This window comes from Deltaproteobacteria bacterium, from assembly GCA_016931625.1.
Taxonomy (GTDB): Bacteria; Myxococcota; XYA12-FULL-58-9; order XYA12-FULL-58-9; family JAFGEK01; genus JAFGEK01.
The window spans coordinates 1-15,773 of record JAFGEK010000119.1; the positions used below are offsets into that span (position 1 = coordinate 1).

General features: G+C 40.7%; 11 protein-coding genes. 2 read left to right on the forward strand and 9 right to left on the reverse strand.

All coding sequences use genetic code 11. The features are described from left to right. Nucleotides 1-73: 73 nt before the first annotated feature. A complete protein-coding gene (locus JW841_10435) occupies nt 74-4,249 on the forward strand; it encodes a hypothetical protein (protein ID MBN1961352.1) in 4,176 nt (1,391 codons plus the stop codon). 59 nt (nt 4,250-4,308) lie between these two features. On the opposite strand, the gene JW841_10440 is transcribed toward JW841_10435, so the two are convergent. The 9 genes from JW841_10440 to nadC form a co-directional block, all read right to left on the reverse strand. Beyond that, nucleotides 4,309-4,740, reverse strand: coding sequence for a PIN domain-containing protein (locus JW841_10440; protein ID MBN1961353.1), 432 nt, complete (start codon nt 4,738-4,740; stop codon nt 4,309-4,311). Next, nucleotides 4,727-4,981: a hypothetical protein gene (locus JW841_10445; GenBank protein MBN1961354.1), complete on the reverse strand. Its 255-nt coding sequence runs from the start codon at nt 4,979-4,981 to the stop codon at nt 4,727-4,729. The genes JW841_10440 and JW841_10445 overlap by 14 nt, the downstream gene beginning before the upstream one ends. 231 nt (nt 4,982-5,212) lie before the next feature. Further along, nucleotides 5,213-6,622 carry a type II toxin-antitoxin system HipA family toxin YjjJ gene (gene yjjJ, locus JW841_10450; protein MBN1961355.1) on the reverse strand — a complete coding sequence of 470 codons (1,410 nt, stop codon included), beginning with the start codon at nt 6,620-6,622 and terminating at the stop codon, nt 5,213-5,215. Between the two features lie 155 nt (nt 6,623-6,777). Continuing rightward, nucleotides 6,778-7,299, reverse strand: a complete 522-nt coding sequence (locus JW841_10455) for a hypothetical protein (protein ID MBN1961356.1) — start codon at nt 7,297-7,299, stop codon at nt 6,778-6,780. Nucleotides 7,300-7,472: 173 nt separating this feature from the next. Continuing rightward, on the reverse strand, nt 7,473-10,307 hold the full coding sequence (locus JW841_10460) for a HEAT repeat domain-containing protein (protein MBN1961357.1): 2,835 nt from the start codon (nt 10,305-10,307) through the stop codon (nt 7,473-7,475). Nucleotides 10,308-10,320: 13 nt separating this feature from the next. Then, nucleotides 10,321-11,703: a response regulator gene (locus tag JW841_10465; GenBank protein MBN1961358.1), complete on the reverse strand. Its 1,383-nt coding sequence runs from the start codon at nt 11,701-11,703 to the stop codon at nt 10,321-10,323. Nucleotides 11,704-11,824: 121 nt separating this feature from the next. Continuing rightward, a complete protein-coding gene (locus tag JW841_10470; protein ID MBN1961359.1) occupies nt 11,825-12,451 on the reverse strand; it encodes a hypothetical protein in 627 nt (208 codons plus the stop codon). A gap of 97 nt (nt 12,452-12,548) precedes the next feature. Next, entirely contained in the window at nt 12,549-13,310 is a 762-nt protein-coding gene (locus tag JW841_10475; protein ID MBN1961360.1) for a biotin--[acetyl-CoA-carboxylase] ligase, read from the reverse strand. Continuing rightward, nucleotides 13,297-14,178, reverse strand: coding sequence for a carboxylating nicotinate-nucleotide diphosphorylase (nadC, locus tag JW841_10480; GenBank protein ID MBN1961361.1), 882 nt, complete (start codon nt 14,176-14,178; stop codon nt 13,297-13,299). The genes JW841_10475 and nadC overlap by 14 nt, the downstream gene beginning before the upstream one ends. Nucleotides 14,179-14,350: 172 nt before the next feature. On the opposite strand from nadC, the gene JW841_10485 reads away from it, so the two are divergent. Then, nucleotides 14,351-15,773, forward strand: a 1,423-nt coding sequence (locus JW841_10485; protein MBN1961362.1) for a hypothetical protein, incomplete at its 3' end; no start/stop codon positions are given.

Genomic DNA, 15,773 nt, shown 5'->3' on the forward strand with positions numbered 1-15,773 from the left:
AAGCATTACCTAACCGAGCTAGAGACTATACTTATTGTGGGGATAAAATTTTTAAAAATTAAAATATTTATCAATGGCAACTGACTTCGAAAAAACCATTAACCAAACAGCAGGCACAGCAGGCACAACTGGCCAAGTTGCTAATGGTAACTATCAATATCTTCAATCAGACACTAGTGGTGTTACAAAAGCAAAAGTTAAAGACAGCAAAAAACCCAAAGCCCTATTTATTGCTGACCAATTCGACTCAACTACTTTAATAACCAGTAGCACATTAACCACGCCCAACAACTCACCTAAAATTTCGGCAAATTCGGCAGTAGATAAAGCAAACGCTGGCTTTAATTTACAAAAAATCGCTAAAACTTCTGGGGCTGATGAGGTTGAGTTTAATGCTGAGCAAAAGATTATTGCCGAGCAAATAGACGCAAAAGAATTAGAACTGATAGAAATTGGTAGTCAATTAAATAATACTGATAAAGTCTATAACTATCTCCCAGCTAAGCTTGAAGCTGGCCAATGCATAAAAGAAGTTAGCAGCAATGGTGACTATGCCATAATTTATCAAATAGACGCGGTTAATGATGACGGCACCTTAATAATAGACCAAAAGTATCGTGGTGGTTCATTGCCCCTGCCTAAAAATCAAATCGATTTAGCAGAACAAATTGCCGCGCACCAGCCGCATTGGGTTCTAGTCAATGATGACGGTACCACCGTGTCAACCCCCATTTACGAATTAACCGCAAAACAATGGCAACTCAATCAAGAAATTGCAGAGCTTAATAAGGACCTGGCACGTACCGACCCCAAAAAAGCGATTAGTTATTGGCTCAAAGAGCGTCTAGAGCGCTATCAACAAGAAGATTTGCCTAATGCGGCCAGCGCCTACCAAGCATGGATGACTCTGCATAATGACGGTGACTTTGATGGTATGCGCGTAATTAGAACTGTAAAAAGGGCTGTTTTAAATGGCGAAATCAACAAGGCGGTCATAAAACAAAACCTATTTAACGCCTATAATGATCTCAAGCCCGGTCGTTGGCCCCTTGCGGTTACCCGAGTACATTTGCTTGACAACATACAAAAATCTTACCTTGCCGCTTTGCGAAATATTAAGCAGGATAAACCAAGTATTAGTGAAGACATCTACCTAGGCATTGATATCGGTCTTGATTGGTGTGCCAATGCCTATCCAGATTTTCCTAAAATCGAGCAAAGTGTGCCTATTGCCATGCGGCATTTTAAACAAGCAATTCGCAGCAAAGATATTTTTGCTATAAGAGCCGCGCAAAATTGGCTGATGGGCGCTTTTATGGTCATGCCTAATAATTCCGGCGAGTGTGTTGGTGTAGTTAACGGCAAACCTTCATTAACCGCAGCTATTACTTGGTGTATTCAAAATAATAAATTTAAAAGTGATAACGAAATATTATATGATTACGATTCATTAGAGGCCATAGTGCCCTTATTAGAAAAAGATGATAATAAAAATTGGAATATTTTACTTAGTTACTTTCCCTGGCTGGCAACTGTTGATGCCGCGCCCATTACCTACCAATCAGAAATTGGCGCCAAAACTATATTGCCAATCAAAAATTGTGTCTATAATGAATGTAAGCGCTTGCAAAAAATACAGCAAGCTAATCCCTATATAGTTGCAAATATAGCTGAGGTAGCTAACCTTCAGGGTTCTATTAGATCTATCGTTAAAGCTTTAAAACTCGAAGCCATTGACGATGAATTATCTGCCGAATTTTCTAAAACGCTAGTTAGCGGTGATTTTTATGCCAGTCTTTTACTTGGCGTAGGTGTGGGCTCGCTTACTTCACTTGCTACAACACAAATTATCTCCCAAGCCAATAGAATATGTAAAACCGGTAATGCTACCCAAAAAGCTATTCGTAACGCCCGTATGTTGCAATTAGCTATGGAGCCTCTAAATAGATCAGTGCAACAGGGTGTTATGTGCATTTACAATGCTGCTACGGGCAATGAACAAGGCTTGCAGCAAAGCCGGACCCCAATGGCATTTTTAAATAATATTCTAGGTGGTTATACCGGTATGTTTTTTAATCGCATGCAATCACGAGTGACAGGGCGCTTGTTAACGCAGTCATTGGTGCGCACCTGTGCTGAAAAAACTGCTTTGCTTTTAGGTGAAACCACATTGGATATGACCATGTCATTGCTGCTCTATTATAAACAAAATAAGAATTTCGATGGTGCCGCCCAGTTCATGCGCGCTAATTTAGTGGGTATGATTTCTGGGCGTATAGCTAATGGCGTGATGAGCAAAACCAAGATCGATGTGACCTTTAATAAAAAAAACATCATCATCGGCCATAAAGATTTAACTGAGCTAGAAATCTTAGAACATCAGGCCAATCAAAAACTCGATGAATATTACACTTTGCGCAAAAAAAATGTTTCAAACGAAGAAAAAAACAAGGTATTAGATGAGGCGATTGCCCTTTTTCAAAAAGCTGTTAAAGCAAATAGTGATATCAATGAAGATTTATATACTAAAAAGATTGTTGATAAGCGCGAGGTGTTGATTAAAAGCAAAGAATTTTTATTAGAGCGACCCGAATATGAACACCGTGTAAAAAAACTAATCGAAGAAGCAAAAAGTTGTGGCGATCAGGCTGGTGTTGCTAAATATACTGAGGCTTTATCTACTGACGGTGTTATCGATCGACATGGTATTCGTTTACTTTGTACTACAGATGGCGATTATAATGAAAATACGCGCCGGCGGTTAGCAGCATATACTTATTGTGATTATCTTGGCAGTGAAACCTTAAATAAAATTATTGCAGCAAATCGAAATAACACTAAAAGGGCTACAGGGAAAACTAAACAAAAGCAAAGCGGCTCAATGCCTGTTGTTGAGTCACATATGCTAAATTTTGATGATATAAAAGATATATATATTGTCGTACATCCTGAGACAAAAAAATATTCTGATGCTGATTTGCTAAGAGAGATGATTGCTGATTATAATAGCAATCCATTTGTAAAAGACGATTACTTGAGCAACAGTATTGACATATTATTAACCACCAAAGATCCTGCCATGGGTTATACTTTAGCTAATGAATATAATCTAGATTTACGTAATTTTTATGGCAATAAAGTTAAGCAAAAAACCAGAGTGAACCCAAATGATCAAGAGAAACAACCAAAAACTCAGCCGGCCCATGAAGCAGTTGTTCTTTACCAGATAAAAGACCTGCTTACCAAAATAGACTTGGTCGAAAATGATGCCCTCGATGATCTGTGCAATTATTATTTAATAGCGCAAAACAGGCAAAGGGGCACATCAAAGGCAAAAACTACGAGTGAAACAACCCATACAACATCGGCAAATGAAAATAGCAGTACTTCTAAGGTAATAACCAGTGTTGAAAAATTATTGTCTGCGGTTACCTATCAAAAAAATGTTTTAGGTAGACATTTGACCAAAAAAGAATTGCAAGATTTAGTTGAACATGGCCATAAAAATCCCCCTAAATTGCTCAAGAGCTTAATCAAGAAGTATTGTGACGAAACGGCCTATAAACATTTTGAAGATATTTGTGGGCGATTACAAAAATGTAGAACAACTTATTACACAACTGCAAAAGAGAAATTAAAATTTCCTGCAAATTTTGATTTAGTTTCTTTTGAATATGCAATTTCGCGATATGCAAATACGAAAAAAAATAATGCTAGCGGCCAGTCATTAATGACAAGTGCTGATATCGATGCGGCAATAAGTCACTGGTATTATACAAATTATCATATCCTTGAAAAAACCACTCCCAAATATAGTACGTCAACAACTGATATAAACGTCACAAGTTCGACTACTGCTAAATACACTGTCGCATCTTTAAATCATAAAGTTAAAACTTTAACGCGGACTAATTCATGGCATGAAAGGACACTCGGAGATTTAATAGAAAATAACACCATTACCCATGAAACATACGAGAGGATCAGTGACGCTATTGGGTCGCGCAAACAAGATAGTCGCGAGATTTCTTTTTATCAACCGGAAAAGAAAGATAACGAAATCAAATTAGTTTTACCCGATAATATTAATTCTGGCGATGATTATAATCAACTAATCGCTTTATACTATTCAGAGCACAATAGTTATATTCATAAACAACCCGTTGAAGCGAAAAATTTGATAAATATGCTTAAAGACCCGCAGTATGCCCAAAGACTTAAGGCATTTTGTAATCGTAAACATAAATAATAATGCCACCTGCAATATATTCCCCTACTGCAGGTTTCTGGCACTTTACTATTTAAAATTTAACTAGCAAGAATACGTAATTGCAGATCGTTGCTATTGTATGAAGAAAAGCCATTTTCAAACGTAACAAGTTCAATATCTGCAGTTTCGGCAAAGGCAATTAAATATGCATCATTCCATACATGATGCGATTTGGATCGTTGCTTGGTATGCTTGCGCCAACAATCTTCTAGTCCTGGCAGCTCATTAAGAAAACACACTCGCTCATCATCAAGTAACATATCATAGCAACGCCAAGCATCAGTTAAATTAAGCGCCGCATCACTAAAAATAGTATTATTGGTGGCTAGACGTAGAAAACCTTGTTGGGTTAAACGACAGAAAGCAACACTATCTTTTTCTGCAGTATTAAACCAAGCTACAGCGTTTTTATGGTGCGTATGCACTTCAAACACTAAAGCTAACCAAACATTAATATCAAGTAAATGCATCGACATCATCTGCTTCTAATTGAGCATTTATCCGCTCGTTAGTAAGTTTTAGCGAACCAGGTTCGCGCGAAGGCACCAGCGGTAATGAAACTCGTCTGCCATATGAACTCTGATTATTAGTGAGAAGTATTTTTGTCTCAAGAGCGTTGATTAAAAAATCTTTAAGGCTTGAACCCTCAAGTGCTGCTGTTGCTTTAACTCGACGCAGCAATGACTCGGGAATATCAACCGTTGTTCTCATCAAATTACATATTAATATAAAATATGCTTTTATGTCAATGATGTAAAATATTGTTTGTAAGCAGGTAGGCATTGGGTAGGCCCAGGCATTGAGTGCCGGGCACGGTTAGCTAGACAGCTAGACAGCACTGTTGGCTACGGGGCGGTTCAAAGTCAAAGCTGAGCGAGCAGCAGGAGAAGTTGATGCGGATTTCTAAATGATCGATATGTCCCACTACTTGAAGGTTATGCCCTAGTGCAACCGCATCTTTGCACGCTGCACTATATCTGCACACGAGGCAGCTAGTTTACGAAATGCGGCACTAATACGAGTATCAATCGCCGCCGTCTCCCAGAATGCTGCCGCGACAGGTAAAGCGCGCTGCCACGCTTCAAATTGCCCTGGTGTCGCCAGTGGTAGCTCGTAGATACGCTCGACAAGCTCACCGGACTGCGGCGCAAACAACATTGGCAGTACGTCATACATAGGTGCAAGCTCGAAATCTGCGCCTTGCGGTAGCAATGTCACATTACCAAAATGCCGATCGGTGTTGGCAATAAGCGCTGAAAATTGCCACAAAAAAGACAGTGTGTTTGCCGCCATAGTCGACAACCAACCACGCGCTTGCAGACGCCTTCCCGCTTCGGGCCAAGAATCGAGCAAGCCAAAATACTCTGCATCGACGGCAAACAAGCTTATAGCAGCGCGGCGCCCGAGCGCGCCAACGCGATCGAAACGTTCAATTTCGAGAAAACGCCGTCGCGGACCGTCGATGATGCGACTACGAACGGTCGCAAAACCGGCTTTGCTAACCACCTGGTGAGCAAGGTGCTCACACACAAGTAGGTCGGCCCATCGTTGTGCCACTGGGCTATTGGGCTGGCTATCGTGCTCGGGAGAAAATTTTACGAGTACATGTCGTGGCGGATCGCCATCAATAAAGGCAGTGATCTTCGGTTGCTCACCTGCCGCCGATGAGCCCGGCGCCTCGTCAGCAAGTGCAGCCCGCGCGAGCTGTTCGTATGAGTTTGCCAAATCGCCCGTAAGTGGCAATGGCGGCGATGTGAGCAGACGACGCATGTGACGCTCGTACGCGTGTGTACCTACCAGCACAGCACCCGGATTGTCATCGCCAGCAAGTGTCAGAGCTGCCATAACATGTTGTTCTTGCCAGTCGATCAGTCGCTCGGGTAGCGCAAAATCATTAGCAAGCTTGTGCGCAATAAGGCGACCCAGATAACCCTGCGGGCGGGCATCGTAAAGAAAGAACGGCACGTCGTCGAATATCCCTCGACCATTCTCTCCACGTAGCCAATTGGGCAGGGGGCGTGATGCAATGATAACAAAGCCACGCGGAGCGATTGCTACCAACTCGGCAAGCTCCTCAGGCACACCATCATCACGAACCTGGTACACTGGCCAGCGATAGCCTAAGTTACCTAAGCTACGTGATGCCGCGTAGAAAATACCAGTAGCTTTAGCGCCAAAAGATACCACGGTGCCAGACGCCGAGTGCAACGCCGAGTGCAACGACGCTGAACGTCGCAACCAGCGCGAGAAAGTTGCCCGATCGGGATTGCCAAGCTCAGCAGCAATTTCGACAAAACGACTTGGACCGCGACGTCGCAATAAAGCAAGTACTGCAGAAATTCTATCGGCCATGCAACATATAATGCAACAATAAATGCAACAATGTCAATTACATATTATTATGTTTGGTTAAGGCTAACTGCTTGTAACAGACGACTTGATTTATTATCTCATGCTTAAGCAGGTTAAAACCCTCGCTTGAAAGAAGAAGGCTTTAGCAAGAGCGGTTACAATAATTTCTTACGAATCTCTTCTGGTAAAAAATCTATCAAATCTGCGTGGGTTTCAACTAAACGCAGGATGTCAGCTAGATCTTTTTGACGCTTGCTTGGCCGTCTAGTTGTATCACCATAGGCCCAAAGTTTGCCTTGTAAAACATCTTCTAAAGCAGCTACTCGCATTGAGTAACCCAGGACTTTTGCTGTTTGCGCCCGGCTTATAAAATCTTGATATCTGGGGTCAGATTGTAATTGAATACGCACATTTGACTGATCGCTATTTAAATTAATACTATGTTGACACTGTTCTATGGTAAAAAAGTTTGCAGCCTCTATAAGAATTTGCTCAATTTTATCGACTAATACAACAATATCTAGATCTAAACTTACAACCGGTTCAGCATAGGAGTTAACCGCTAATCCACCAATAACGCAGTAGTCAGCCTTTTGGCTATTGAGTATATTTAAAAAAATCGCTAAGGCATCTTTTTTGTTAGCACCGATAATGTTAAAAAATTCATTTTCTGTCATGGCTTTTATTGTCTCATCTTAAGAAAAAAAAATCCAATCGCCAGAGAAAAATATTATGATTCTCTTCACGAAACCATGCCAATTTGCTTGAAAGCAGCGTTAATTATACAACCAGGTAGTTATATGTAAGTGTGGTGGTGATCTCGCTGCCAAGTGTCAGTGGCTCCTATAATTTAATTTTGCATCGCGCTGCTACGAACAAGCTGAGTCCACCAAGCTTCCCAAGTAGCAATAGCTTTTTCACGACTGCCGCTTGCGGCAAAATCTATTTCAGGGTTAGTTCCCGAAAGTAGTACTAATTCGTTATGCACCATATGCAATGTTTCCAAATTAGCATCACGTAAACTTTCGATGAGCCAAACCGGGCGAGGTCGATTATAGTTTTTTTGCCACCATGATGCCCAGTTGGCTACATCAGCGCCGAGATTGCGACCACAAATTACCGCTAATGCTGAAATCGCTGCCATTGCCAGTTCTGAACGTTTTGCGACAACCAATGGGATCAATGAAGGCACAGCCGTCGGCTCACGCAATTGTCCAAGGATCTGTACGGCAGCAACTTGCGATTCAATAACCGGAACTCTTAATTGTTCGCGTAAGTTTTGCACAATAGGAGGATAACCATGGTCATGTGCATAAAGTCGCAAAGTTTCAGCAGCAAGATAACGGTTTTTAGGTTCAGCATCATAAAGTCGTCGTGTTAATGCTGCGAGCGCTGGTGGATATTGTACGGTATAAAGATAATAAATAGCAAACAGACGATGGAGAGCATTTGGACTTTCAAGATGGGGTAATACTATTGCAGCGGCGCTAGCCCCCCGTGCTGCAATAAGTTCAAGTAAGCCGCTGCAAGCACGAAAAAGTGGCAGACTATCATTTTCAGATAAAGGATCACAAAGCAATCTTCCGGGAAAACGTTGATGTAATTCATCGTCGATGCTAGTACCGAGAGCTAATAATTTTTCGATAGCATCACGTCGTATTTCAGGATTTTGAGCTTCTAATGAGTCAAAAAGAAACTCACGCGTGTCGATAACCTTGCCAGCTACTTCTACTGCGGCGGTGGGAGTAATTTGTTTTTGGGCGCGTTCAGCTTCAGCAATAACATCATCCCAGGTTACGCTTGGTGGTGTATTTTGAGTATGTTGGCTGCTTGCAAATGCTGAACTATCAAGCCCAGCAGTCTCGATTAGTACATCTTGCCAATCATCAAGCGCGGCTTTTGGGCTATCACTGACGTCAGCAAAAATTTGATAATCGCTATGTTCCGGCGGTTTTTTCTTCGTTGCGGGCCGCTCATTTATTTTATTTGGTATGGGAATCGGAATCGGTGTTGAGGTAGAGGAAAGTTTTGATGCAGGAGTTGCCAAAGCAGTTGAGTTGAATTCTCCTAAATCAAGCTCTACCGCTATATCAGGATCAATAATAATCTCATCGCTTATATTAATACTAACTTCGGCTTTGCCGATTTCACTCAAGCTTACAATGCCCCAGGGTTCCAAACTATTATCAGTAGAATCGCCTTGGTTTATTGTTGACTCAGTTTGGTTTTGAACATTGATACTAGGCGCAAGGGTATCACCGATATTTGTTATCATTGTCGGCTCACTAAGTTCATCATTATTTAAAACAGTTTCATCGATTGGCACAGCTTTTTTGTTGATTTTACTCAACCTGCCGATAGCAACAGCAGTTGGTATAGGGCTATTGGCAGGGAACTCATGGTTATTAGTAATAGCATATGATGAAGAGGTAAAATTATTTACTGGTTGATAGCTTGCCTCATTTACCTTGCTCTCATTAGTATTAGCTGATGAATTATCATAATTAGCTGTTGACTGTGGTGGTACAATGTTTTGAACCACCCAAGTTTCGCCTTCAGCACTAACGGTCATGGCATTGAAATCAAGTTGAGCAGGTTCACTAGCAATATTGGCTAGCTCGTTGTCGGGATTTTGTTTTTGTCTTCTGATCAACCGTTCAAAAGCGACACCAGTTCTTTGAATAAGCAGTAATATTGCGGCTACTCGTCTTGAAGAAACAACACGCTTGCCATTATCGGCGTAAAGTATTGCTGCCATTTTATCACCAATAAAAATTGGCGCTAGTAGCGCAGCTCGCGGTATTTCACGTCCCATATCATCAAGTAGTTTGGTATTTATGCTATTTTGTATCAGTGGTCCTAAATAATGGCCGCCAGTTGCATATATAGTTTGAAATACTGATGGTAACTCTACGCTAAGGCTAATTCGCGCTACTCTTTGAGTGTCTGCAGGTGTTGCTCCTCGCCAGCCATTTATCCGTTCGCTATGAATTGCAAATAATCCAGCAAATTCAAAAACCGAAATAGCTGCACCTAATAAAGCTTCGACGATATTATCTCGGTCTATGGCGGCATCTAAACGTTTAAGTACACTACGAACATCAAGACTTTGACGTTGTTTGTTACCTAGCTTTGAGGTAGGGGTAATTACACTTTGAGTTAATCCCCACGAAAGAACGTGTTCATTAGATTCTGAAAAGCTAGTTGGTAGATCACCATCAAGACGTTTAAGCAAGTTGGCAAAACGTGGTAGCAGGGCCGTGCCATAAACATGGTGCATAGCATAATGTAACCGAACCTCAGTCGTAACTACGGCCACCGCTTTTAATCGCAACCGTTCACTGATCCGTTCTAATAATTGCTGATCAGGAGCCTCATTAAGTAATACCAATAATTCTTGTTCTACTAAACGAAATGGTACCAAATGGTAGGTTTCAGCGAACACTAAAGGGAATAGGCGTGGTATGTGTTCTGCGATTTGGTCTATCTGTTGTTTATCGATTGTTGGTAAGCCAGTAACAATGCCTAAATACTTAAGTAAAATGTGCTCAGAAGTATCGCTAACTTCAAAAATATTAGTATCAATGCTGCCGCCAAAAATTACTTGTCGTTGCAAAGCCTCATTGAGAGTCTCAACACTAATGATACGATTTTCAAGTAAGACTTGCGTGAGTTGCTGCGGCATTAAGTTCCTCGCCTTATAATAAACTCACCAAGTGCAACTTTATCTTCTCGCGCACTTCGGGATTCGGCGCCGAACTCATAGCTCGTTGCCACATTTCTACAGCTTTCTGGCGAAAACCGCGTGCATGGTAGAGTTGCGCAGCTTTTTGAGCCGCAGAAAAATAATCAGGTTTTAATTCAATAGCTCGTTCATAATGGTAAATCGCTTGAAACGCTCTATCGTATTTTTCTAAAGCAACAGCCAATAAAAATTGAATCGCAGCAGAAAACGGCTCAAGTGACTCAGCCTCTTGCAATTGATCGACAGCTTGGGCGTAATCATCAAGAGCCAAGAACTCTTGACCTTTTTGTAATAAACGTTGTGCTGTATCACTAAGTTGCTCATCAGAGTCATTTATGTGCGTACGTTCAAGTAATTGTGTAACTATATGACGCAAATCAGCCACCCGAAAAGGCTTTTCCATAAAAGCATCCGCTTTATAAGTGGCCTTAATATCATCTGCAATTTGCCAACCACGGTATACTGCTGAGATCATCAACACGGGGATATTTGCAAAACGTTTACTTTCTTTAACCTTGCGGCAAATTTCAAATCCATGCACTTCAGGCAACATAGCATCAAGAATTATTAGAGCCGGTTGACGCGCCTTTATTAGCTGTAGAGCTTCAAGGCCACGACTAGCATTGATGATTTCACAACCAAGAGGATTAAGTGTGGAGTTAATTAATTTTGCGATATCAGGTTCGTCTTCGACTACTAGAATAACTTTAGTATTACTTTTAACTTTTGTTGTAGCGGCAGTTACATTTGCAGAAGTTTCGCTATCTTCTTCAATAGATTCAATATCGCTATCAATGACTACTTCAACATCTAATTCATCAGCTATTTCATCACCGGTAATAACCGGAGCGTATTCTTGATTGTTTAATTCAGCTGGGGCTAAGGGAGCGCGAAAATAGGAACCAGCGGCTGCATAAACCTTGGGAATAAGTTCAATCAAGCGCGAATATAAAGCGGCATGCGGTAAAACCTGCATACCGGCAGCGAAGGCTAATTCATCTATTACTTTTTTATCTTTTGGTGTGGCCATAGCTACCAAAAGATATGGACCATCTATTCGCACTGGCAAAAGTATATGCTGCTGCGCCATTGCTATTGGTACTCGTTTAACGATGCTAGTAGATATAATTGCACGAGATAAATCGATTGCCGGTATACCATCACGAGTTGATAACGCTGCCAGAGCATCAATCTCAGATATGCGACCATGAGCTACCGCTGCTGATAAAAATCGCGAACGCGTTAATAATCGCTCAGCCTCGATTAATTCAGCAGTAGTATGGTCAATGACACCTCTTTCAACTAAAATGTCACCAATACGCTTGGACTTCGGCATGTGCCTTTCACCTTAACAAATCTCTCAATTTAATATTTGTGCTTATCAATGTGTACAGGTTTATACTATAACCATCCTAAAGTCGTGTTAGATGCAATAAAATGTTGTTAAATGCTTTTCCTTAAAATGGAATTTGATCTGTATCAAGTTCTTGGGGAAATAGCTGGTGTCGATTACTTTTTACTCTGTTATTACTGGGACGTATAGTGAAACTATTATAAAAACCTTCAAGATCAGGACCCAAATACCCAGCTAGTTCAGCATAACATTCAAAATGTAAAATAAAAGCCTCAGTACCCTTAACAATATGTAACTCTTCGATAATTCTAGGAAATTGGGCATTACCTTGATAATAATACTTACCGGAAACAATTGCTGCAGGACTACCGGATACGATTACGTCACGATCTGCAATTTTTTGAAAAGAAGGTAGCTTGCTTAATCGTTGCTCAATTGCATTGAGCAACAATTGCCGTGGTGAAGCGCCAGCAGGTACAACTAAGCGTTGAATTACTAAATTAGCATCAACACTTTCGTTGGTTGGTTTAAGTACTGTGACATCATGTTTTTTATCATAGGCAATAGCTGTCCAAGTACTGGGCATTTCAATAGAAAATAGACGATCTGGAGCTACCCAAATATCTTTTCTTTTAAATGGTAATTCGGCCATACCACCTGAATACGGCATTACTTGTGCCAGTAATGGCAATGGAATGGCAAAAAGCATGAAAATAAAAATAAAACGCATCAAACTGCTCCTTACCGAAGTTGTCGTGTAATGAGCTGATAATCATCCGACTTATTAAGGTTATTCCTCAAAGTTGTTTTCGAAAAAGACCACAGCATTATTTATGTACGCGTCGCACATCTCCTGCAATTATTTCTTTTATTCCATATTGAGTAATAACACGCAGGGCACCGCTTTTCGAAATACCATCTGCTTTGCCCGCAATAATCGAGCCTGCCACTGGTTCGGCTTTGATCTCACAACCATACAATGCATCTAATTGTTGCCAAGTGTTAAGAATCGGAGCAATACCATCGTGTAACCAGGCATTATACCATTTTTCAACTGAATCAATAACTACTCTGAATACGTCATTAACAGATACATCTGTTTTACCTGTTATATCGTGTAATCCGATATAAAGATTTTTAATTTCATCTGATAGGGATAAATTAATTGCTGAAGCTACATTAAAACCGAAACCAACAAGTACAGTAGGCGTTGCACTATGTAAATCTTCACATTCGGTTAAAATGCCACAAAGTTTACTTTCGTTTACTATAATATCATTGGGCCATTTTATCATGGCTTGGCTAGCGCCTAGTTGTTGTGCGGCTAAACATGCCGCAACCCCAACTACAATACCAGCCGTTGTAATTGCGCAGCCATCAGGACGTGGTGTGGGATGTAAAATTACTGTGGTGTATAAATTTTTGTTAGGTGCAGAGAACCACGTTCGATCGCAGCGCCCTCGTCCTTTGCTTTGCGCATTAGCGATTATGGCAGTACCACTTGGAGCACCCTCTTGTGCTCTTTGGCGGGCAACCGCCATAGTCGAATCAACTTCGTTATAGTGCTCACGTAGGTCATGAAAGCTCATTTTTGATCTCAAGGCTTAAATCAATTGGAAGAGCAGAGTGTGTAAGCGAACCCATTGAGATACGGTCTATACCAGTATTTGCAATAGCGGCGACTTGCTCAACGGTAATCCCGCCGGAAGCCTCAAGAATTACTCTACCGGCAACTCGCGAAACTGCCTTTTGCATATCGCAAAGCGAAAAATTATCTAATAAAATAATATCTGGCTGTGCAGATATGGCCTCATCAAGCTGGGTTAGATGATCAATTTCTACTTCGACAATCATATTTGGTTTGTTTTGGGTACGAGCTTGTTTGACTGCTAATGATAATGAACCAGCAGCTAATATATGGTTATCTTTTATTAAGACTGCGTCAAAAAGACCCATACGATGATTTTCACCACCGCCAACACGTACTGCCGCCTTATCTAACCGTCGCCATCCTGGAGTTGTTTTACGAGTATCGTAAATTCGTGTTTTGCTAAAAGGTGGCAGTGCGGCAACTGCAGTTGCAGTAGCATTGGCTACCCCACATAAACGCATGAGAAAATTTAAGGCGCAGCGTTCGGCGGTTAATATTGTTTTAATATCACCAGTAATTTCACATAAAACCGTATTTGCAGCGACTAAATCGCCATCTTTTATCTTTTTAATAAATTGAATATTTTGGTCAAAGTAACGAAAAATAATTTCTGCGACCGTAAGACCAGCTACTACAGTACTTTTACGATTAATAATGTAGGCAGTACTAGACTGAGCCTTTTTAAAAATCGCATTAGAAGTCACATCGCCGCTGCCAATGTCTTCTGCAATAGCCAAGGCAATTAATGTTTGCACTTCGGGATGTTTAATTAAATCCTGCCAATTTTCTTCAAATGCATTATTCATAACTTTAGGCAGTAACATTGCTAAGACTTGTTAAGCAACCAAGCTTTGTGAACATGATCGTACAAAAGCAAGATAACGTGTGTAAAAAGTAGCAAATTTTAGATGGTGTACTCTATCATAGTGTGGGAAAAAGCCTCAAGTTTCTTTTTAACGCCTCGTGGGAGTATCGAGTGTGAGCCAAATTAATACTCAAAGCACGAGTTCATCAGCTAAGAAATCCGACCGTACTTTACGCACTCGGGGTACTTGGCGGATTCTCGCCACTCATCGAGTGGAATACCTGCTAGATGAACGTAGAATGATTTCATTTATGGCGAGTATGTCGGTATCAGGTATGACGCTACGCAGTGCAAATGGTCTCACGCCGGGGAGCACTACTCACTTTACCTTGATATTAGATGGACGATCAGAACCTATAGAAATTAATGGTGAGGCAACATTAAGTGCCGAGAGTATGCAAAAAGGAAATGTAAATATTCAGTTTGATAAAGAAGATCATGACGGTATCTTAGCTATCACACAATATGTAGTACAAAATGTTGTGCCAAAACTTGAAAAAGCCACTACAACTATTCGTCCCCAGATACCTAAAGTAATCGATCTTGCTAATATCTATTATGATCTTGGACGTGATATTGATGCGGTAGAATTGTTACGACGTGCATTAGAAGTTCATACACGTGAAATTACTCTTTATGAAAAAGCGCTGCCATTAATGCTTGCATGTGCGGTAGCTGCTGCTGATGTAGCAGCACTATTAGAAGTTGAAGAACTGGCCAATAATGCTATTGAGTTAGATGCGACTAATGACGCTTTTAAAGCAGTGCATGATGAGGCAATGCGTCATCGCCTATATCGTCAACAGCAACAGCAAACTGCAGAAGCTGCAATTACTTCTGCAGAATTTTATGACAAATCAAAAACAGAAATCGAAATCGAAATCGAAACCAAAGCAGAGGAAAATACTGCATTAAATGATGAAACTAATAATAATAATGAATTAGATGATAAAAACAAAGAAACCCTATTATTAGAGCAAGAGCAAAATATTATTACCCAAACACCTAATATTAACGATATTGCTCAGTCTGCAGAATTTGATGAAGAGGTTGATAAACATAAAGCTGAATTATTGGCAAGAGAACGTTATTTAAACGAACGCGAAACAACGCTAGCGCATCAAAAAGCTGCTGCTGAAGAGCATGAACGAGCTTTGTTAGAAAGAGAGCTTAGTTTAAGTCGGCGTTTTTCTGATGCTGATGCTGATGCTCGTGAGCAAGCATGCACAGAGCAAGAAGCTTTGTTGGCACAAAATATAAACCAGTTAGAGCAACAACAACTCGCTTTAGTAGAACAGCAAACGGCTCTTGATCAGTATCAGTATAGTCTGCAACAACAACAAGCAGCAATAGAGCAAAAAAATAATGAACTTAATCAAAAACAAACAGAGATCGATAATATCGTTGCAACGATTGCTGAGCGCGAGCAAAAATATGCACAGCAGCAATTAACATTTGAGCGAAACCACAGCGACCTAGAACAACGTGAACAAGTATTCATACAGAATTTAGAACAATTAGAACAAAAGCAACAAG

Excerpts from the sequence above, each read along its gene's own strand:
- JW841_10435 (MBN1961352.1), top strand. The coding sequence starts at position 74 with ATGGCAACTGACTTCGAAAAAACCATTAACCAAACAGCAGGCACAGCA.
- JW841_10440 (MBN1961353.1), bottom strand. The coding sequence starts at position 4,740 with ATGCATTTACTTGATATTAATGTTTGGTTAGCTTTAGTGTTTGAAGTG.
- JW841_10445 (MBN1961354.1), bottom strand. The coding sequence starts at position 4,981 with ATGAGAACAACGGTTGATATTCCCGAGTCATTGCTGCGTCGAGTTAAA.
- yjjJ (MBN1961355.1), bottom strand. The coding sequence starts at position 6,622 with ATGGCCGATAGAATTTCTGCAGTACTTGCTTTATTGCGACGTCGCGGT.
- JW841_10455 (MBN1961356.1), bottom strand. The coding sequence starts at position 7,299 with ATGACAGAAAATGAATTTTTTAACATTATCGGTGCTAACAAAAAAGAT.
- JW841_10460 (MBN1961357.1), bottom strand. The coding sequence starts at position 10,307 with ATGCCGCAGCAACTCACGCAAGTCTTACTTGAAAATCGTATCATTAGT.
- JW841_10465 (MBN1961358.1), bottom strand. The coding sequence starts at position 11,703 with ATGCCGAAGTCCAAGCGTATTGGTGACATTTTAGTTGAAAGAGGTGTC.
- JW841_10470 (MBN1961359.1), bottom strand. The coding sequence starts at position 12,451 with ATGCGTTTTATTTTTATTTTCATGCTTTTTGCCATTCCATTGCCATTA.
- JW841_10475 (MBN1961360.1), bottom strand. The coding sequence starts at position 13,310 with ATGAGCTTTCATGACCTACGTGAGCACTATAACGAAGTTGATTCGACT.
- nadC (MBN1961361.1), bottom strand. The coding sequence starts at position 14,178 with ATGAATAATGCATTTGAAGAAAATTGGCAGGATTTAATTAAACATCCC.